Source organism: Streptomyces sp. NPDC002032, from assembly GCF_042890765.1.
GTDB lineage: Bacteria > Actinomycetota > Actinomycetes > Streptomycetales > Streptomycetaceae > Streptomyces.
Window position 1 is genome coordinate 1 of the sequence record NZ_JBIASM010000009.1, and the last position, 18,258, is coordinate 18,258.

An 18,258-nucleotide genomic window follows, 5' to 3' on the forward strand; every position below is an offset into this window, starting at 1 on the left:
GGGTATCAACTTCTGGCGTTGATTTTTGGCACGCTGTTGAGTTCTCAAGGAACGGACGCTTCCTTTGTACTCACCCTCAGTAACACTTACTGGGGTTTTCCTCCGGGCTTCGTTCTGTTCTGTTCTTGCGTTTCCGACTCTATCAGACTCTTTCGGGCCCGATTTCCTCGGCGCTTTCGAGGTTCTGCGCTTTCGCGCTTTCCCTTTCCGGCGATCCAAACCCTACCAGTGGATTTCCGTCTCCCGGACCACCCGCCGTGGCGCCGAAAAGGCACACGGAAGGGCCGAGATCAAGATCGGCACTGCTAAGAGGAGGAGTCCCGTCCAACGGATGTTCGTGAAAAGTTCACACGACTCGTCCTGGCGGGAGTCACGACAGTACAGGCCCTCTGGTGCTCAGGCAAATCCATTCACGCGTATGGTCTAGTCCACCGGTCTAGTCCACTAGTCTCCGTGCCAAAGGGCCAGCCCGGATCGGGACCAACATCGGGCGAACCCGAACAACCTGTGACTTATCCTTCTGAAGAGTACGCCGTTCGCGACAGGTAGTGACGGCGACACGAAGAAGCCCCACCCCTGGGAGGCCCCCATGACCAGCGTGACGTCCCCACTTGCCGGGCAGGCCATCGGACTTGCGGCAGTGCCCGATCCGGTGTTCTCCGGCGCGATGGTGGGACCGGGCACCGCCATCGATCCCGTGCGCGAGCCCTCGGAGGCGGTGGCCCCCGTCGACGGTGTGGTCGTCTCCCTGCACCCGCACGCGTACGTAGTAGTCGACGGTGAGGGTCACGGTGTCCTCACGCACCTCGGGATCGACACGGTCCAGCTCAACGGCGAGGGCTTCGAGCTGCTGGTGAACAAGGGCGACACCGTGACGCGCGGCCAGGCCGTCATCCGCTGGAACCCGGCCGCGGTCGAGGCCGCCGGCAAGTCCCCCATCTGCCCCGTCGTCGCGCTCGAGGCGACCGCCGACTCCCTCTCCTCCGTCGTCGAGTCCGGGGACGTGAAGGCCGACGACGCGCTCTTCAGCTGGCAGTGACGCGTCCGCCTGCACAGGCGAGTCGGACATCCACCGCGGCGGAACGGTCCGCCGCTCAATCGGAGACGGTGAAATGGAGACAACGCTGCGAGGCGTCGGCGTGAGCCACGGTGTGGCGATCGGCGAGGTTCGGCACATGGGTACGGCGGTGCTGGAACCGCCGGCGAAGCAGATCACCGCGGCCGAGGCGGAGCGCGAACAGGGGCGCGCCCGTCAGGCCGTGGAAGCTGTGTCGGCCGACCTGATCGCGCGCGGCCAGCTGGCCGGTGGCGAGGCCCAGCACGTGCTCGAGGCCCAGGCGATGATCGCCACGGACCCCGAGCTGATGGCGGACGTGGACCGGCGGATCGCCGTCGGCAGCACCGCCGAGCGCGGCGTCTACGACGCGTTCGCGTCCTACCGCGACCTGCTCGCGGGGGCCGGCGAGTACATGGCCGGGCGCGTGGCCGACCTGGACGACGTGCGCAACCGGATCGTGGCGCGCCTGCTGGGCGTTCCGATGCCGGGCGTGCCGGACAGCGACGAGCCGTACGTGCTGATCGCGCGGGACCTGGCTCCGGCCGACACCGCGCTGCTCGACCCGTCGCTCGTGCTCGGCTTCGTGACCGAGGAGGGCGGGCCGACCAGCCACAGCGCCATCCTGGCGCGGGCGCTGGGCGTTCCGGCGATCGTGGCGCTGCCGGGGGCCGGTGAGATCGCCGAGGGTACGGTCATCGCCGTCGACGGCAGCACCGGCGACCTGTTCCTGGAGCCGACCGCGCAGAAGCGGGCCGAGCTGGAGGCCGCGGCCGCCGAGCGGAAGGCGGCGCTGGCCGCCTCCTCCGGTCCGGGCGCGACCTCGGACGGTCACCGGGTGCCGCTGCTGGCGAACGTCGGCGGTCCGGCGGACGTGCCGGCGGCCGTGGAGGCCGGGGCCGAGGGTGTGGGTCTGTTCCGCACCGAGTTCCTGTTCCTCGACGACAGCAAGAAGGCGCCGTCCGAGGAGAAGCAGATCGAGTCCTACCGCAAGGTGCTCGAGGCCTTCCCCGAGGGCCGCGTGGTCGTGCGCGTGCTGGACGCCGGCGCCGACAAGCCGCTGGACTTCCTGACGCCGGGCGACGAGCCGAACCCGGCGCTGGGCGTGCGCGGTCTGCGCAGCCTGCTGGACCACCCGGAGGTGCTGCGGACGCAGCTGACCGCGCTGGCCAAGGCAGCCGAGGGTCTGCCGGTGTACCTCGAGGTCATGGCTCCGATGGTGGCCGACCGGATCGACGCGAAGGCGTTCGCGGACGCCTGCCGCGAGGCCGGGCTGCGGGCGAAGTTCGGGGCGATGGTGGAGATCCCCTCCGCCGCGCTGCGGGCGCGCTCGATCCTCCAGGAGGTGGAGTTCCTGTCGCTCGGCACGAACGACCTGGCGCAGTACGCGTTCGCCGCCGACCGTCAGGTGGGTGCGGTGTCCCGGCTCCAGGATCCGTGGCAGCCGGCGCTGCTCGACCTGATCGCCATGTCGGCCGACGCGGCCAAGGCGGAGGGCAAGAGCTGTGGTGTCTGTGGCGAGGCCGCTTCGGATCCGCTGCTGGCCTGTGTGCTGACGGGTCTGGGTGTCACCTCCCTTTCGATGGGTGCCGCTTCGATTCCGTACGTGCGGGCGACGCTGGCCAAGTACACGCTCGCGCAGTGCGAGCGCGCTGCCGCGGCCGCGCGCGCCGCGGACACCGCGGAGGAGGCCCGTGTGGCCGCCCAGGCGGTGCTGTCCGGCGAGTAGCCGTACGGATTGCCGTACGGATTGCCGTGTGATCGAGGGGCCTTCGCCGGTGGCGGGGGCCCCTCGGTCGTGTCCGGGGGTGGTCAGTGGTGAGGGCCGGGGAGGTCGACTTCGAAGCCGGGGCAGTATTCGACGCCGGGTTCCGGGGCCACGGGGTCGCCGGTGTCGGCGTCCGTGCAGTAGGCGTCGAAGACCGCCGCGGCGGTGAGGGGAACCAGGCGGCCGCGGTCCAGGCGCCAGCCGTGGACCCGGTCGCGGAAGCCCTCGGTGGTGCTGCGCAGGACCAGTCCCCCGGCTCCGCCGAGGGCGAGGCCGGTGGCGAGGACGGTCACGAACTCCAGGGCGTCGCGGCCCTCGGTGAGGAGCGGGCCGTCCGTGCCCTCGGACGCGGTGAGGCCGGCCGGGTCGCAGGGCACGGCGGGCCCTTCGGCGTGCAGGACGGCGAGGAGCTGTTCGTGCTCGGCGGGGACGCTGCAGACGAAGTGGTGGTGGCCGGGGCCGGCGCCGGCGACCAGGCGGCGCAGGATGGCGGCGGCGCGTTCGAAGGAGGCCCGGCCGATGTCGTCGCCGCAGTCGGCGCAGCTGCCGGCGCCGGAGAGGAGGGCGCCGGCGTACTCCCACGTCGCCTGCCGGAGCGAGGCGTCCACGAGGAGGGGTACGAGTTCGTCGATGGGCTGGCCGGTGTAGGGGAGGCGGGCGGCCCGGCCGCCGAGTTCGGCGGTGAAGCGGGTGCGGGTCCCGGCGCTGTCCGGGTCGAGGCCGTGTTCGGTGCAGTAGTCGGTGTACTCCTCGGGGTCGAAGAGGGCGACGGTGGTGTGGATGCCCTGCCCGGCGAGGGAGCGCAGCAGGTCGTCCACGTGGTGGAGGTAGTCGGCGTAGGTGTCCTCGTGGTGGCCGAAGGTGAAGCTGCGGTAGCCGCGCATGGCCGCGAAGTCCCCGGGGTCGGCGAGGATGCCGACGGTGCTGGGGACCTCGCGGCGCAGCTCGCGGCGGCGGCGTGAGGTGGTGCGGTTCGTGCTGCGGTTCGTGCTGCGCGCGGTGTTCGGCGTGCCCTTCATGGTTCCCCCTGAGCGATGCGAAGGCTTGCTCACTCAGAGTAGTCACGGGCACTGACAGTCACTTGCGGCTGCGGGCGAGCTCTTCGTAGAAGGCGAGGAGGCCGGGGTCGTCGACCGATCCCGGGTTCACGGCCTTGGCCAGGGGGGTGCCCTGGAGGAGGCGCTTGACGGGGACCTCGATCCGCTTGCCGGTCAGGGTGTGCGGGACCGCCGGGACCTCGATCACCTCGTCGGGTACGTGGCGCGGGGAGAGCTGCTCGCGGATGGTGGCGGCGATCTTCTTGCGCAGGGCCTCGTCGAGGACGGCGCCGGGGGCGAGGTGGACGAAGAGCGGCATCCAGTAGCCGCCGTCCGCCTCTTCCAGGCCGATGACCAGGGACTCCTTGATCTCGGGGAGCCGCTCGACGGCCTCGTAGATGTCGGCGGAGCCCATCCGGACGCCCTGCCGGTTCAGGGTGGAGTCGGAGCGTCCGTGGATGACCACCGATCCGTGGTCGGTGATCGTGATCCAGTCCCCGTGGCGCCAGACGCCGGGGAACATCTCGAAGTAGCTGTCGCGGTAGCGGCTGCCGTCGGGGTCGTTCCAGAAGTGGATCGGCATGGAGGGCATGGGGTTGGTGACGACGAGTTCGCCGACCTCGCCGGTGAGGGGCTTGCCCGCCGGGTCCCAGGCCTGGAGGTCCGTGCCGAGGCAGGCGGCCTGGAGTTCGCCGATGTGCACGGGGAGGGTGGGGACGGCGCCGGCGAAGCAGCTGCACACGTCGGTGCCGCCGCTGACGGAGGCGATCCAGAGGTCCTCGGCGACCTCGTCGTGGAGCCAGCGGAAGCCGTCGGGCGGGAGCGGGGAGCCGGTGGTGGCCACGCACTTCACGGCGGAGAGGTCGAAGTCGCGCGCCGGGTGGACCCCGGCCTTGCGGCAGGCCATCACGTAGGCGGCGGAGGTGCCGTAGAGGGTGGCGCCGGTGCGCTCGGCGATCCGCCACTGGGCGGCGGTGTCCGGGTAGCCGGGGCTGCCGTCGTAGAGGACGACGGTGGTGCCGGTGAGCAGGCCGGAGACGAGGAAGTTCCACATCATCCAGCCGGTGGAGGTGTACCAGAAGAAGCGGTCCTGCGGGCCGAGGTCGCAGTGCAGGCCGAGCTGCTTGAGGTGTTCGAGGAGGATGCCGCCCTGGGACTGCACGATCGCCTTGGGGGCGCCGGTGGTGCCGGAGGAGTAGAGGATCCAGAGCGGGTGGTCGAAGGGGACCGGCTCGAAGACGGGCTCGGTGTCGCCGGCGGTCAGCTCCGACCAGGCGAGGGTGCCCTCGGGGGCGGGGGTGCCGAGGAGCGGGATGTGGACGACGGCGCGCAGCGAGGGGAGCTCGGCGCGCAGCTCGGCGACGGTCTCGCGGCGGTCGTGCTCCTTGCCGCCGTAGCGGTAGCCGTCGATGGTGAACAGGACGACGGGTTCGACCTGCTGGAAGCGGTCGAGGACGCTGCGGGCGCCGAAGTCGGGGGCGCAGGAGGTCCAGACTCCGCCGACGGCGGCGGTGGCGAGGAGGGCGACGACCGCTTCGGGGATGTTGGGGAGGTAGCCGCTGATCCGGTCGCCGGGGCGGACGCCGAGGGCGCGCAGTCCGGCGGCGAGCGAGCCGACCTGGCGGCGGAGCTCGGACCAGGCGACCGGGGTGGGTTCGTGGGTCTCGTCGACGTGGAGCAGGGCCGGGTCCGCGGCGCGCGCCGGGTCCTCGGAGGCGCGCAGGGCGTGCTCGGCGTAGTTGAGGGTGGAGCCGGTGAACCAGTGGGCGCCGGGCATGGAACGGTCGGCGAGGACCGACTCGTAGGGGGTGGTGAAGCGGACGTCGAACCACTCGGCGACGGCCTGCCAGAAGGTGTCGAGCTCGTCGACGGACCAGCTGTGCAGGGCCGGGTAGCCGCCTTCGGCGGGGGCGCCGAAGCGCTCCGCGGCCCAGGCCTGGAAGGCGGTGACGCGGGCCGAGGCGATCCGGTCGGGGCTCGGGGACCAGAGGGGTTCCGGCGGGGTGGCTGAGGTCATGGGTCGGCTCCCGGTCAAGTCTGCGGCTCGCGCTTCGTGTGCGTACGGTGCCACCGGTGCGCGGGTGTGTGCGCGGCGGCTCACAGGGACGATGCCATGTGATCGACATCCGCACCAGAGCTGTCCCGGATGGTCGGGTGTGATCGTTTTCCGGGTGAACGGCAGTTGAACGCACCCCGCCGCGCGGCGCCCCGGTGGCAGGGTGACGGCATGGACGGTCGTGATCTGGTGCGTGCGGTGAAAGAGATCGGTACGGCGCGGGGGCGGCGCGCGTGGCGTTCGGCCTGGCGCCATCGGCGGGCGGACGCGGAGGCGCTGCCGCGCCGGGGTGCGGAGCGGGCCCGGGTGCCGGGTCTGCTGACCGGGACCGAGGCCCGGCCGGGCGGGGGCGTGCTGCGTTTCGCGCGCTCCGAGCTGCTGGTACGGGTGACCGTGGGCGGGGCGGTGTTCTGGGGCTGGGACGGGGCGCGGCCGACGCCCTCGTACGCGCTGGTGGGCACCGGCCCGGAGCCGGATCCGCGGGCCTCCCTGGAGCCGGACACGGACGGCGGCTGGCGGGTGGTGTCGGAGCGGGTGACGGTGGCGGTGTCCCGGCACGGGGCGGTGGAGGTGCGCACGCCGGGCGGCGCGGTGCTGCGCAGGGAGCTGCCGCCGCGCTGGTGGGACCCGGTGGCGGGGGCGGGGGCCGTCGGTGATGGTGCCGGGGAGCGGGCTGCGGAGGGCGTCGGCGGAGGCGGGTCGGGGGGGTCCGGCGTGGGCGGGGCGGGGGCGGCAGCCGAAGGGGGTACGGAGGCTTCCGGCGAAGGCGGGGCAGCGGGCGGCGGCGAACGCGGGGCCGGGGCTACCGGCGGAGGCGGGGGCGGGGCTACCGGCGAACGCGGGGCCGGGGCTGCCGGCGGGGCCGGGGGTGGTGTCGGGGGCGGGGGGCGGTGGTTGCAGCGGGCCGAGGTGCCGGCCGACGCGCGGTTCTTCGGGCTGGGCGGCCGGTCGCGGGGGCCCCGGCTGCGGGACGGCGAGTACCGGCTGTGGAACACGGACCCCAAGGGCGGGTTCGGGCCGGGGACCGATCCGCTGTACATCACGATGCCGGTGCAGCTGGTGGTCGCGGACGCCGGGACCCACCTGGCGTTCTACGACAACCCCTGGGACGGCCGGGTGGTGCTGCGCGGCGGTGAGGAGGGGGCCGGTTCCGGCGCCGACCGGCCGGGGTCGAGCGAGCTGCGCATGGAGGGCGGTCCGCCGCGCTGCTGGGTGCTGGTGGGAACCCCGGCGCGGGTGCTCCAGGGGTGGGCGGGGCTGACGGGGGCCGCCGCGGTGCCGCCGGAGTGGGCGCTGGGCTACCAGCACGCGCGCTGGGGGTTCGGAAGCGCGGCCGAGGTCCGGCGGGTGGTGGCCGGGTACGCGGAGCGGGGGATGCCGCTGGCCTGCGTACACCTGGACATCGACCACTACGACGCGCACCGGGTGTTCACCGTGGACCGGGAGGCCTTCCCGGACCTGCCCGGGCTGGCGGCCGAGCTGGGGGCCGGCGGGGTGCGGCTGGTGTCGATCGTGGACCCGGCGGTGAAGGCGGGGGACGCGGTGCACGCCTCGGGGCTCGCGGTCGGGGAGCGGGGGGCGTTCGTACGGGACGCCCGGGGCCGGGAGGTGCGGGGCGAGGTCTGGCCGGGCGAGTGCGCCTACCCGGACTTCACGGATCCGGCGGCGCGCGAGTGGTGGGGCGGGCTGTACGGGGAGCGGCTCGCGCAGGGCTTCGCCGGGTTCTGGCACGACATGAACGAGCCGGTGTCCTTCGCTCCGTGGGGGGACGCGACGCTGCCGAGGTCGGCGCGGCACGTGCTGGAGGGGGCGGGCGGGGACCACCGGGCGGCCCACAACGTGTACGCGCTCGCGATGGCGCGGGCCGGCTGGGAGGGGCTGACGCGGCTGCGCCCCGCCGAGCGGCCGTTCCTCTTCTCCCGGTCGGGGTGGGCGGGGATGCAGCGGTACGGGGGCACGTGGTCCGGTGACGTGGACTCCGGCTGGGAGGGGCTGCGGGCGTCCCTGGCGCTGGTGCTGGGCCTGGGGCTGTGCGGGGTGCCGTACTCCGGGCCGGACGTGGGGGGTTTCGGGGGGACGCCGTCGCCCGAGCTGTACCTGCGGTGGCTGCAACTGGGGGCGTACCTGCCGCTGTTCCGTACGCACTCGGCGATCTGGGCCGGGCGGCGCGAGCCCTGGGAGTTCGGGCCGCGGGTGGAGGCGTACGCGCGGGAGGTGCTGGCCGAACGGGAGCGGCTGCGGCCGTACTTCGTGACGCTGTCCCACCTGGCACGGCGGACGGGGGCGCCGTACGTGCGGCCGCTGTGGTGGGGCGCGCCGGAGGACCGGGTGCTGCGGGACTGCGAGGACGCGTTCCTGCTGGGGGACGCGCTGCTGGTGGCCCCGGTGCTGGAGTGCGGGGCGGACCGGCGGGCGGTGCGGTTGCCCCGGGGGCGCTGGTACGACACCGCGACGGGGGCGGCGCACGAGGGGCCCGGGCAGGTGCTGCTCGACGCCGGGCCGGGGCGGACGCCGGTGCTGGCGCGGGCGGGGGCGGTGCTGCCGGTGCGGCGCGGGGACGGGAGCGTGGGGCTGGAGGCGTGGGCCCCGGCGCGGGGCAGGACCGGCGGCGGGGTGGTGATCCGGGATCCGGGGCCGGGCTTCGAGGCGGGCGAGGTCGAGCGGTACACCGTGCGGTGGGCCGGGGACGCGGTGGTGGTGGAGGACGACGCGGGCGGGGCGGTGAAGGGGGTGGAGGTGAAGGGGGTGTAGGAGGGGCGAGAGGGAGCAGGAGGGAGAGGGGCGGGACCGTTATAGCGGCGCCATAGGCGGGAGCGGCACCCTGCCGGGCGGCGGCGGGATGCCGCCGAGCCGAACGAACAGGGAGTCCGTGATGGTCTTGGCGAGCCCGGCGCGGCCGTACGCACCGTACCGACGGGTGCTGGGCGGAGTGCGCAGATGGGACCTGGCGCCGGGTGCGGAGGTCGTCGGGGCCTGGCAGCTCGTCACGGTGTGGGGGCTGTTCCTGGTGACCGGGCGGGTGCCGGGCGGGTCGGCGGCGGAGCTCGGGCTGCTGGGGGCGGCCGCCGTCGGGGCCGGTTTCCTGCACGGGCTGCTGCTGGTCAAGCCCCTTGCCGTGCTGGGGCGTTGGACGGCCCGGTTGAGCGCCTGGCCGGAGCCGGTGGCGCTGACGGTGCTGCTGGCCGGGCTGTCGGTCGCGCCGGCGCTGCTCGTCCAGTGGTGGCTCGGGACCCGGTGGGAGGTGCTGCCGGGCTTCGGGCCGCTCTGGGCGTGGACGGCCGGCTGCGCGGTGCTGCCGCTGCTGGCGGGGGTGTTGCTGCGGATGCGGCCGGTACCGGCGCGGGAGCTGTGGGCGCGGGGCGCGGTCGTCTCCGGGACCGTGATCGGGCTCGGGGCGCTGGCCGGGCTGGCGGCGGACCTGCCCCTGTAGCCTCCGCCGGGACGGTCCGTCCCGGCGCGGGCGGCGCCCACAAGGTTTCCGGCTAGCCGTAGTGGCCCGCGAACCATGCCGCGGAGGCCCGGGTGTGCAGGGGGAAGGCCAGTTCGGCCGGGGTGCGCAGGACGTGCCAGCCCGTCGTCTCGTCGGTGGGGACCGAGGGCGGGAGGGTGTGCGCCGGGCGGGGCGGCAGGAGGCCGAAGACCAGCAGGTGGCCGCCCGGCGAGCTGAGGACCTCGGCCAGGGCCACCTCGCCGGCCGGGGCCTCGATGCCGGTCTCCTCGCGGAGTTCGCGGACCACGGCCTCCCGCCAGTCCTCCCCGAAGTCCATGAATCCGCCGGGCAGGGCGATGCCGCCGCGGGCCGGTTCGATGGTGCGGGTGATGACGGCCAGGCCGGTGCCGGAGGCGTCCTCGACGGGGAGCAGGGCGACCGCCACCGGGAGCGGGTTGCGGTAGGTGACGGCCCCGCAGGCGGGGCACGTACGGGGCCAGGAGTCGGTGTCGAACAGGGCTCCGCAGGTGGAGCAGTGCGAGTCCTTCAGCTGTGCCGGCATGCGGGGATGGTATGCCAAGGGGCATGCGGATGCTGGTGGTCGGGACGGTGGCGGCAGTGGCCGGGCTGGCGCTGCTGCCGGCCCCCCGGGAACATCCGGCGCCGTCCCCGGGCGCGCGGGCCGGGGCGGCCGGAGCCGTGGCGGGCCACGAGCGGCTTCCCGGGTTCGTGGCGCTGCGGGAGGTGGATCCGAGCGTGGCCGAGGACATGCGCTACGCCGGGGTGCGGAACTTCACCCGGGGGGTCGTGGACGGGTACGAGGAGCCGGTGTGCCTGCTCGCCCGGCCGGCGGCCGAGGCGTTGCGGCGGGCGCAGCGGGACCTGCTGCGCGGCGGGTACTCGCTCAAGGTGTACGACTGCTACCGGCCGCGGCGGGCGGTGGACCGGTTCGTGCGGTGGGCCGGGGAGCCGGACGACCCGGAGGCGAAGGCGGAGCACTATCCGGGGGTGGCGAAGTCGCGGCTGATCGCGGAGGGGTACATCGCCGCGGAGTCGGCCCACAGCCGCGGCAGTACGGTCGACGTGACGCTGGTGGCGCTGCCCGCCCGGCGGGAGGTGGACATGGGCACGGCGTTCGACTTCTTCGGCCCGGAGTCGCACACGGACGCCCCGGGGACGGCGGCGGCGGCGCGGGAGAACAGGCGGCTGCTGCGGCGGGTGCTGGGGGCGCGGGGGTTCGTGAACCTGCCGCAGGAGTGGTGGCACTTCACGCTGCGGCCGGAGGCCTTCCCCGGGACGGCTTTCGACGTTCCGGTGTCTGTCGCGGCCGTGCGGCCATGAGTAGCGTGCGCGTATGACTTTCGGTTCGTACGAAGAGTTCTGGCCGTACTACGTCGCCATGCACTCCCGGGCCGCGACCCGCTGGGTGCACCTCGGCGGGACGCTGACCGGTCTGGCGCTGGGCGCGTACGGGGTGGCGCGCGGGCGGCGCCGCTACCTGGCCGCGCTGCCCCTGATCGGGTACGGGACGGCCTGGCCCGCGCACTTCCTGATCGAGGGCAACAACCCGGCGACCTTCGGACATCCGGCCTGGTCGCTGCGCGGGGACGCGCGCATGATCCGGATGATGCTGGCCGGGCGGGACGCCGAGCTGGACGAGATCGCCCGGAAGTGGCTCGCCGAGAACCGGTGACCGCCGCGCCCTACCGTGGCAGACTTCTGATGCTTCGTCAGATGACGTTGTCCGGGAGGGGTCTTGGAACGCACACGCACACCCGTCGTGCAGGGGTGGTTCACCGAACCGGGCGCGGCGGGCGGCTTCCGTCTGCTCGGCACCCGGTGTTCCGCCTGCACCGCCGTGTTCTTCCCGCGCGAGGACGCGTACTGCCGCAATCCGCACTGCCCCGGCGGGGGCGAGCTCGCCGAGGTGCCGCTGTCCCCGCGCGGCCGCGTCTGGTCCTACACCGACGGCCGCTACCGGCCGCCCGCCCCGTACGCGTCCGATCCGGAGGTGCCCTGGGAGCCGTACACGCTGGTCGCGGTGGAACTGGAGGCCGAGGGGATGGTCGTACTCGGGCAGACGGTCCCCGGGGTGACGGTGGCGGACCTGGCGGTCGGCATGGAGGTCGAGGCGGTCGGCGGCGTCCTGCACGAGGACGCCGGCACCAGCTGGCTGACCTGGCAGTTCAAGCCGGTGGGAGGGGCCTCGTGAACGCGGAGGTGGCCGTCCTGGGGGCCGGCATGCACCCGTGGGGCAAATGGGGGCGCAGCTTCGTCGAATACGGGCGGGCGGCCGCCCGGGCCGCGCTCGCCGATGCCGGGCTGGAGTGGACGGACGTCGGTTCCGTCGTCGGGGCGGACACCATGCGCTCCGGCTACCCGGGCTACGTCGCCGGGGCCACCTTCGCGCGGGCGCTCGGCTGGCAGGGGGCGCGGGTGACCAGCGTGTACGCGGCCTGCGCCTCCGGGGCCCAGGCCATCGGGGCGGCCCGGGCGCAGATCCTGGCGGGGCTGGCGGACGTGGTGCTGGTGGTGGGCGCCGACGCCGCGCCGAAGGGGTTCTTCGCCCCGGCCGGGGGTGAGCGGCCCGACGATCCGGACTGGCTGCGCTTCCGGATCCTCGGCGCCACGAACCCGGCGTACTTCGCGCTGTACGCCCGCCGCCGGATGGCGCTGTACGGGGACACGGGTGAGGACTTCGCGCAGGTCAAGGTGAAGAACTCGGCGGCCGGGGCGCTCAACCCGAACGCCCGCTACCGCAAGGCGGTGACCGCCGGGGAGGTGGCGGCCTCGGCGGTGGTGGCCGATCCGCTGCGGCTGCTGGACATCTGCGCCACCTCGGACGGGGGCGCGGCCCTGGTGCTGAGCAGCATGGAGTTCGCGCGCTCGCGCGGGGTGGCGGACCCGGTGCGGATCCGGGCGGTGTCGACGGTGACCCCCACGTATCCCCGTACGGTGCTGGACCTGCCGGACATCGCGACCGACTCGGCGGTGGCGGCCGCCCCCGCGGCCGGGTCCTTCCGGGCCTCGATCGCGCGGGCCGCGTACGAGGAGGCCGGGCTGGGGCCGCGGGACCTGTCGCTGGCCGAGGTGTACGACCTGTCGACCGCCCTGGAACTGGAGTGGTACGAGGACATCGGGCTCTGCGCCGAGGGCGAGGGGGCCAAGCTCCTGCGGGAGGGGGCCACCGCGCTGGGCGGGCGGGTGCCGGTGAACCCGAGCGGCGGGCTCGCCTCGTTCGGGGAGGCGGTGCCGGCGCAGGCCATCGCCCAGGTGTGCGAGCTGACGTGGCAGCTGCGGGGTACGGCCGGGGCACGGCAGGTGCCGGGGGCGCGGGCCGGGATCAGCGCGAACCAGGGGCTGTTCGGCCACGGCTCGGCGGTCGTGGCAGTGCGCTGAGGCCGTGGCGGGCGGGGGCTCTGGGGCTCTTGCGCGGACCGGTACGGGCTCCGGCCGGGGCCGGTGCGGGCTCCGGCCGGGGCCGGTGCGGGCTCCGGCCGGGGCCGGTGCGGGTCTGAACTGGAGCTGTTGTCGGGATGCTTGACGGCCTCCGACGGCGGGTTCACACTCGCTGCACGGTCCCGCGACCGGGACCCCCGGATCCCCCCATGAGAGCTGCGGCCCGTACCCCAGTCGGCGGGGGTACGGGCCGCCTCGCCGCGCGCGGCCCACCCGTGGGGCCCTGCTCGGGGGCGGCCGCTCAGGCCCCCAGGCTCCGGCGGCGGGCACGGGCCAGGGACATGGCGTGTTCCACCACCCCGACCAGCACGTCCTTGACCGACTCGCGGTCGCGGGCGTCGCAGAGCAGGACCGGCACCTCCGGGTCGAGGTCGAGCGCCTCGCGGACGGTGACCACCGGGTGGCGGTCGGCGCCGTCGAAGCAGTTGACCGCGACGACGAAGGGGATGCCGCGCCGCTCGAAGTAGTCGATGGCGGCGAAGCAGTCGGCGAGGCGACGGGTGTCGGCCAGCACCACCGCGCCGAGCGAACCCTGGGCCAGCTCGTCCCACAGGAACCAGAAGCGGTCCTGTCCGGGCGTGCCGAAGAGGTAGAGCACCAGGTCCTCGCGCAGGGTGATGCGGCCGAAGTCCATGGCCACGGTCGTGGTGCTCTTCCCCTCCACTCCCACGGTGTCGTCGACGGCGGCCCCGGGTTCGGAGAGCCGTTCCTCCGTCCGCAGCGGGCGGATCTCGCTCACCGCGCTGACCAGGGTGGTCTTTCCCACCCCGAAACCGCCCGCGACCAGGATCTTCAGGGTCAGCGGCTCGACCGGCGACACGGCATGCATCGCGCCGGTGCGGCTAGAGCGCCCGAAGGCCATCGATCACCTCACGCAGAATGGATTCATCGGGCAGTTCGGCCGGGGGTACCGGCCTGGTCACGTGGACCAGTTCGTCGGCGACGAGGTCACCGATCAGGACCCGGACGACGCCGATGGCGAGGTCCAGCTCCGCGGCGAGCTCCGCGACCGACTGGGGGCGTTCCCGGCACAGCCCGAGGATGTGGGCGTGCTCCGGGGACAGGGTCAGGTCCCAGACCGGATCGTCGGCCGCCGGTTCGGCGACGACGAGCGCGATCAGGTCGAGCCGGTGCTGGCCGGCGTGACTGGTCCGGCCGCGGGTCATGGCGTACGGGCGTACGACGGGACCCGCGTCGTCGTCGAACCAGTGCGCGTGGCCGCCCTCGGGCGGGGATTCCGGAACGCCCGGAGTGCCCGGGGTACCCGGAACGCCTGGGGCGGCGGAGGTGCCTGGGTTGCCCGGGGTGCCTGGGGTGTCGGCGGGATGGGCCTGGCCTGGATCGCTCATGCCGTCCGTCTCACCCTCCGGCTGGCGACCCGGTGCGCGGGGCGGTCGCCAGGTGGTCGCCGACGCGCTTGACCATCAGCGTCATCTCGTACGCGACCTGGCCGACGTCGGAGTCGGCGTCGGACAGGACGGCCAGGCAGCTGCCGTCGCCGGCGGCCATCACGAACAGGAACGCCTCGTCCAGCTCCACCACCGTCTGGCGGACCCGGCCCGACTCGAAGTGCCGGCCCACGCCCTTGGCCAGGCTGTGGAAGCCGGAGGCCACGGCCGCCAGGTGCTCGCTGTCCTCGCGGGTCAGGTCCTTGGAGCTGCCGGTGGGCAGGCCGTCGCCGGAGAGGACCACCGCCTTGCGGATGCTGCCCACCTTGTCGACGAGCTCGTCGAGGAGCCAGTTGAGCGGGCCGGAGCCGCGGCCCCGGGTGTCGTTTCCGGTCTGCGGTGCGGTCATCGACCGTCCCCTTCGTTCTCGTGCGCGGGACCGTCGGCGGCGGGGGTGCCGGCCGCGGCCTCGGACTGCTGCTGTGCGTGTGCGTCGCGGCCCGCCGTCCAGCCCCGCTGGAGCGCGGACATGCGCGCGCGCACGTCCTCCGCGTCGCGGTCGGTCACCGGCTGGGCGGGGGTGCGTTCCTCGGCGGGGGCCGGGGCGTTCTTCAGCTGGGGTGCCAGGTTGGCCTGCCGGACCCGCCGGGGCAGCCCGCCGGGGGCCGCCGGGGCGGTACGGGGCGCCGCGCCCTCGGCGGGGGCGGTACGGGGCTCGCCGCCGGGCGCGGGCCGGGGCTCCACCCGGCGGCCGTGCTCCGCGACCAGGGTCGGGGTGGGGCGCCGGCGGGGCAGCGGGACGGTCCCCCCGGTGCGGGGGGCGGCGTCCGGGCGGGCCGGGTCCGGCCGGGGGCGCTCGACGCGGACCGGGCCGGTGGGGGCCAGCGGGTCCCGGCCGCGGTCGCGCTCGCCGGTACGGGTGTGGCCACGGCCGGGGTCGGCCTCGGCCGCGGCGCCCTGGGCCCGCTCCCAGTCGCGGTGGCGGTCCGCGCTGCGGTCGCCGATCCGGTCGCCCTTCCAGGCCCCGCGCTCGGGGTGCCGGTCGCCGTGCGGGCGGTCGGCGGCGCGCAGGCCCAGCAGGGCGTTGCGGGAGATGCCGCCGGGCGGGGTCTCGTCGTCGAGGGTGGCCATCGGCGGCCGGCCGCCGACTCCGGTGAGGCCGGGAATGCCGGTGGCGACGTCGTCGAGGCCCTCGGGGTCCTCCACGCCCTCCAGCCCGTCCAGGCCGAGCGCCCCGGCCGGGGGCTCCAGCTCCACCGGTCCGTTCAGCACCCCGGCGGGCAGCGGGCGGGGCGGGGCCGGGCGGTCCACGGCCGCGTGCACCGGCCGGCCGGCGAGCTTGGCCCCGGGGGCTCCCTTGACGGCCTTCGCGCTCTGGGCGCCGACGAGCCCCGGGGCGCCCTTGGCGCCCTTGATGCCGTCGAGGCGGATGCCGGCGCCGTTGGTGTCGGGGGCCTCGGTGAGCAGCTCGGCGGGGAGGAACACCACCGCGGTGGTGCCTCCGTACGGGCTGTGCTGGAGGACGACCTTCACGGCATGGCGGCGCGCGAGGCGGCTGACCACGAAGAGGCCGAGGCGGTCGGTGTCGGAGAGTTCGAACTCGGGGGTCTCGGCCAGGCGGAGGTTGGCGTCGAGGAGCGCCTCGGGGTTCATGCCGAGGCCGCGGTCGTGGATCTCCAGGGTGAAGCCGTTCGCTACGCGTTCGCCGTGGACCTGGACCGCGGTGTGCGGGGGCGAGAACACCGTGGCGTTCTCCAGGAGTTCGGCGATGAGGTGGGTGACGTCGGCGACGGCCGGTCCCTCGATGCCCAGGCGGGGCAGCCGGCGCACCTCGATGCGTTCGTAGTCCTCGACCTCGGCGACGGCGGCCCGTACGACGTCCATCAGCTGGACGGGCTTGCGCCACTGGCGGGAGGGCGCGGCGCCGGAGAGGATCACCAGGCCTTCGGCGTGGCGGCGCATGCGGGTGGTCATGTGGTCGAGGCGGAAGAGGTCGGCGAGCTCCTCGGTGTCCTCGGTGCGCCGTTCCATGGTGTCGAGGAGGGTCAGCTGGCGGTGCAGGAGCACCTGGTTGCGGCGGGCGAGGTTGACGAACACCTCGGAGACGCCGCGGCGCAGCTCGGCCTGCTTGACGGCGGCCTCGACGGCGGCGCGCTGGAGGCTGTTGAGGGCCAGGGCGACCTGGCCGACCTCGTCCTTCTCGAATTCGAGGCGGGGTGCCTCGGTCTCCACGTCGACGGTCTCGCCGGCGGCGAGGCGGCGCATCACGCTGGGCAGGCGGACGCCGGAGGCCTCGTGGGCGTCCTTGCGGAGCCGGGAGAGGTCGCGGATGAGGTCGCGGCCGATGCGGACGGACAGGACGAGGGAGACGGCGAGGGCGATGAAGCCGAGGACGCCCGCGACGGCGGCCTGGACGAGGACGCCCATCGCGACGGGCCTGACGCGCTTTTGGTAGCGGTCCCCGGCGGCGGTGCCCATGGTGGCGAGGTCGTCGATGACCTTGCCGGCGGACTCGTCCCACTGGGCGGCGGTGACGCTGCGCGGATTCTTGCCCGGGCCCGCCGCGATGAACCGTTCCTCCGCGTCACGCAGGGCCTTGCTCTCCGGGCCCTTCCAGTACTGCTCGAAGATCTCGCGGTCGCCGGCCGGGAGGATCGCCAGGTTGAAGTCGTAGAGCAGGACGCGGCCCGCGACGAGGTCGGACACGTGCCGGACGTCCGGGGCGGTGACGTTGCGGGCGGCGAGGGCGGCGGCGATGACCGCGTCCTCGCGCGAGAGGGTCTCGCGGGCGCGGGTGATGCCGACGAGGGCGCGGCCCTGCTTGTCCATCTCCACGTTCTCCAGGGCGTGGAGGTTCATCAGGAACTCGTAGCAGGGGTCGACGAGCCGGCTGTAGAGCTCCAGGGCCTGGCCCGGGTCGAGGGAGCCGCCGTCGACGGAGCGGCGCAGGGCGGTGATGCCGTGGAAGGCTTCGAGGATGGAGGTGAGGCGGGCCCGGGTCTGCGGGGTGACCTCGTCGACGACCTCGGGGTCGGCCGCGTTCGCGGTGATCCCGCGGACCACCGTGTCGGTGGCGGTGCGGCTCTTGGTGAGTTCGGCGGTCGCGGCGGCGGAACGGGGGTCGCCGATGACGACCAGGGTCTGGCGGCGTTCCTTCTGGATGACGCGGACGACGTCCTCGATCGGGTAGCCGACCTTGTCGATGACGTACGCGACATCGAGCAGCTGGAGCGCTTGCCGGCCGGTGATGACCGTGGAGAAACCCCAGAGGGCGGTCAGGGAGACGAGCGGCACCAGGAGCAACGCCACGATCTTCCGGCGGATGGACTTCCCGCGAAAGCGCATGGCCTCCCCAGCCTCCCCCAGCTCAACCCCCTTGCCAGGGGTCGGTGTTCCGTCATTTAAACGGCGTGAGCCTACTACTGCCGCGGAGCGGCTTCGAAGGCGTGTCCGGACATTTTCGGCCGGGCCCCCCGACGAAGATCACCAGTTGTCCGATACTTCCGGTCAAGTCCAGCCCGATATGTGGCAGATGACACTTGGTGGGGTGTGAGTACCGGCATTCGGATGGATGGCTGGAATTCTTCGTTCCGCGATCTTCGAAGCGTCCGCGATACGGGAATCTCCGGACCGCCCCGCACGTCTGACAGGACGAGGACACGGGCGGGGCATCGGCGGGGCATCGGCGGGCATCAGCGGGCATGGGCGGGCCGCTCGGCGGGAAAGTGAGCGGACGATGAGGATGTACGAAGAGGACGGCGCGGCGGCCCGGGGCCTGTGGGTGGAGGAACCGGCCCGCCGGTACCGCATGCCCGACCCGGTGCGCGGCAGCGCGGTACGGGCGCTCCTGGTGGTGGCGGTGACCCTGACCGAGGCCACGATCACCTTCTTCCTCGCGGTGACCGGCTCCTGGCTCGCCCTCCCGCTCGTGCTCATCGGCATAGCCGGGACGGTGGTGGCCACCTGGGCGGTGCTCGACGTGTGGATCACCCGCCAGATGTGGAGCCAGCGCCACGGGGTCCTGTCCGAACCCAGCAGCGCGGCGGGGCCCCGGCGGCGCTGAGCG

Annotated in this window: 16 protein-coding genes; 9 read left to right on the forward strand and 7 right to left on the reverse strand. The window is 74.0% G+C overall.

Going from position 1 to position 18,258, the window contains the following annotated elements; genetic code table 11:
- The first annotated feature begins 589 nt into the window (after positions 1–589).
- Positions 590–1,039 carry a PTS glucose transporter subunit IIA gene (locus ACFYYT_RS21265; RefSeq protein WP_351829363.1) on the forward strand — a complete coding sequence of 150 codons (450 nt, stop codon included), beginning with the start codon at positions 590–592 and terminating at the stop codon, positions 1,037–1,039.
- Positions 1,040–1,112: 73 nt separating this feature from the next.
- Entirely contained in the window at positions 1,113–2,783 is a 1,671-nt protein-coding gene (gene ptsP / locus ACFYYT_RS21270) for a phosphoenolpyruvate--protein phosphotransferase (protein ID WP_351829360.1), read from the forward strand.
- 83 nt (positions 2,784–2,866) lie between these two features.
- Here ptsP and ACFYYT_RS21275 read toward each other — a convergent pair whose 3' ends face one another.
- Complete coding sequence (locus ACFYYT_RS21275; protein ID WP_351829359.1) at positions 2,867–3,841, reverse strand: hypothetical protein; 975 nt, start codon at positions 3,839–3,841, stop codon at positions 2,867–2,869.
- A gap of 58 nt (positions 3,842–3,899) precedes the next feature.
- Positions 3,900–5,876 carry an acetoacetate--CoA ligase gene (locus tag ACFYYT_RS21280; protein WP_351829356.1) on the reverse strand — a complete coding sequence of 659 codons (1,977 nt, stop codon included), beginning with the start codon at positions 5,874–5,876 and terminating at the stop codon, positions 3,900–3,902.
- Between the two features lie 210 nt (positions 5,877–6,086).
- On the opposite strand from ACFYYT_RS21280, the gene ACFYYT_RS21285 reads away from it, so the two are divergent.
- Together ACFYYT_RS21285 and ACFYYT_RS21290 are read left to right on the forward strand one after the other, a co-directional pair.
- Positions 6,087–8,666 carry a TIM-barrel domain-containing protein gene (locus ACFYYT_RS21285; protein WP_351829354.1) on the forward strand — a complete coding sequence of 860 codons (2,580 nt, stop codon included), beginning with the start codon at positions 6,087–6,089 and terminating at the stop codon, positions 8,664–8,666.
- Positions 8,667–8,787: 121 nt separating this feature from the next.
- Positions 8,788–9,345 carry a hypothetical protein gene (locus tag ACFYYT_RS21290; protein WP_351829351.1) on the forward strand — a complete coding sequence of 186 codons (558 nt, stop codon included), beginning with the start codon at positions 8,788–8,790 and terminating at the stop codon, positions 9,343–9,345.
- 52 nt (positions 9,346–9,397) lie between these two features.
- Here the strand turns inward: ACFYYT_RS21290 and ACFYYT_RS21295 are convergent, their stop codons facing one another.
- Complete coding sequence (locus ACFYYT_RS21295; protein ID WP_351829348.1) at positions 9,398–9,907, reverse strand: NUDIX domain-containing protein; 510 nt, start codon at positions 9,905–9,907, stop codon at positions 9,398–9,400.
- Between the two features lie 29 nt (positions 9,908–9,936).
- On the opposite strand from ACFYYT_RS21295, the gene ACFYYT_RS21300 reads away from it, so the two are divergent.
- From ACFYYT_RS21300 to ACFYYT_RS21315, 4 genes are all read left to right on the forward strand, one after another.
- Positions 9,937–10,686, forward strand: coding sequence for a M15 family metallopeptidase (locus tag ACFYYT_RS21300; RefSeq protein ID WP_388609038.1), 750 nt, complete (start codon positions 9,937–9,939; stop codon positions 10,684–10,686).
- 13 nt (positions 10,687–10,699) lie between these two features.
- Positions 10,700–11,038: a DUF962 domain-containing protein gene (locus tag ACFYYT_RS21305; protein ID WP_351829345.1), complete on the forward strand. Its 339-nt coding sequence runs from the start codon at positions 10,700–10,702 to the stop codon at positions 11,036–11,038.
- Positions 11,039–11,101: 63 nt separating this feature from the next.
- Positions 11,102–11,557, forward strand: a complete 456-nt coding sequence (locus tag ACFYYT_RS21310) for a zinc ribbon domain-containing protein (RefSeq protein ID WP_351829343.1) — start codon at positions 11,102–11,104, stop codon at positions 11,555–11,557.
- Positions 11,554–12,744, forward strand: a complete 1,191-nt coding sequence (locus ACFYYT_RS21315; protein WP_351829340.1) for a lipid-transfer protein — start codon at positions 11,554–11,556, stop codon at positions 12,742–12,744. Before ACFYYT_RS21310 ends, ACFYYT_RS21315 begins: the two co-directional genes overlap by 4 nt.
- A gap of 301 nt (positions 12,745–13,045) precedes the next feature.
- On the opposite strand, the gene ACFYYT_RS21320 is transcribed toward ACFYYT_RS21315, so the two are convergent.
- The 4 genes from ACFYYT_RS21320 to ACFYYT_RS21335 are packed head-to-tail and all read right to left on the reverse strand — an operon-like array spanning position 13,046 to position 17,537.
- Positions 13,046–13,666: an ATP/GTP-binding protein gene (locus ACFYYT_RS21320; RefSeq protein WP_351829338.1), complete on the reverse strand. Its 621-nt coding sequence runs from the start codon at positions 13,664–13,666 to the stop codon at positions 13,046–13,048.
- A complete protein-coding gene (locus ACFYYT_RS21325; protein WP_351829335.1) occupies positions 13,647–14,153 on the reverse strand; it encodes a DUF742 domain-containing protein in 507 nt (168 codons plus the stop codon). The genes ACFYYT_RS21320 and ACFYYT_RS21325 overlap by 20 nt, the downstream gene beginning before the upstream one ends.
- A 10-nt stretch (positions 14,154–14,163) precedes the next feature.
- Entirely contained in the window at positions 14,164–14,601 is a 438-nt protein-coding gene (locus tag ACFYYT_RS21330) for a roadblock/LC7 domain-containing protein (protein WP_351829333.1), read from the reverse strand.
- Positions 14,598–17,537, reverse strand: coding sequence for a nitrate- and nitrite sensing domain-containing protein (locus tag ACFYYT_RS21335; RefSeq protein ID WP_351829331.1), 2,940 nt, complete (start codon positions 17,535–17,537; stop codon positions 14,598–14,600). Before ACFYYT_RS21335 ends, ACFYYT_RS21330 begins: the two co-directional genes overlap by 4 nt.
- A gap of 391 nt (positions 17,538–17,928) precedes the next feature.
- On the opposite strand from ACFYYT_RS21335, the gene ACFYYT_RS21340 reads away from it, so the two are divergent.
- Positions 17,929–18,255, forward strand: coding sequence for a hypothetical protein (locus tag ACFYYT_RS21340; protein WP_351829328.1), 327 nt, complete (start codon positions 17,929–17,931; stop codon positions 18,253–18,255).
- Positions 18,256–18,258 lie beyond the last annotated feature (3 nt).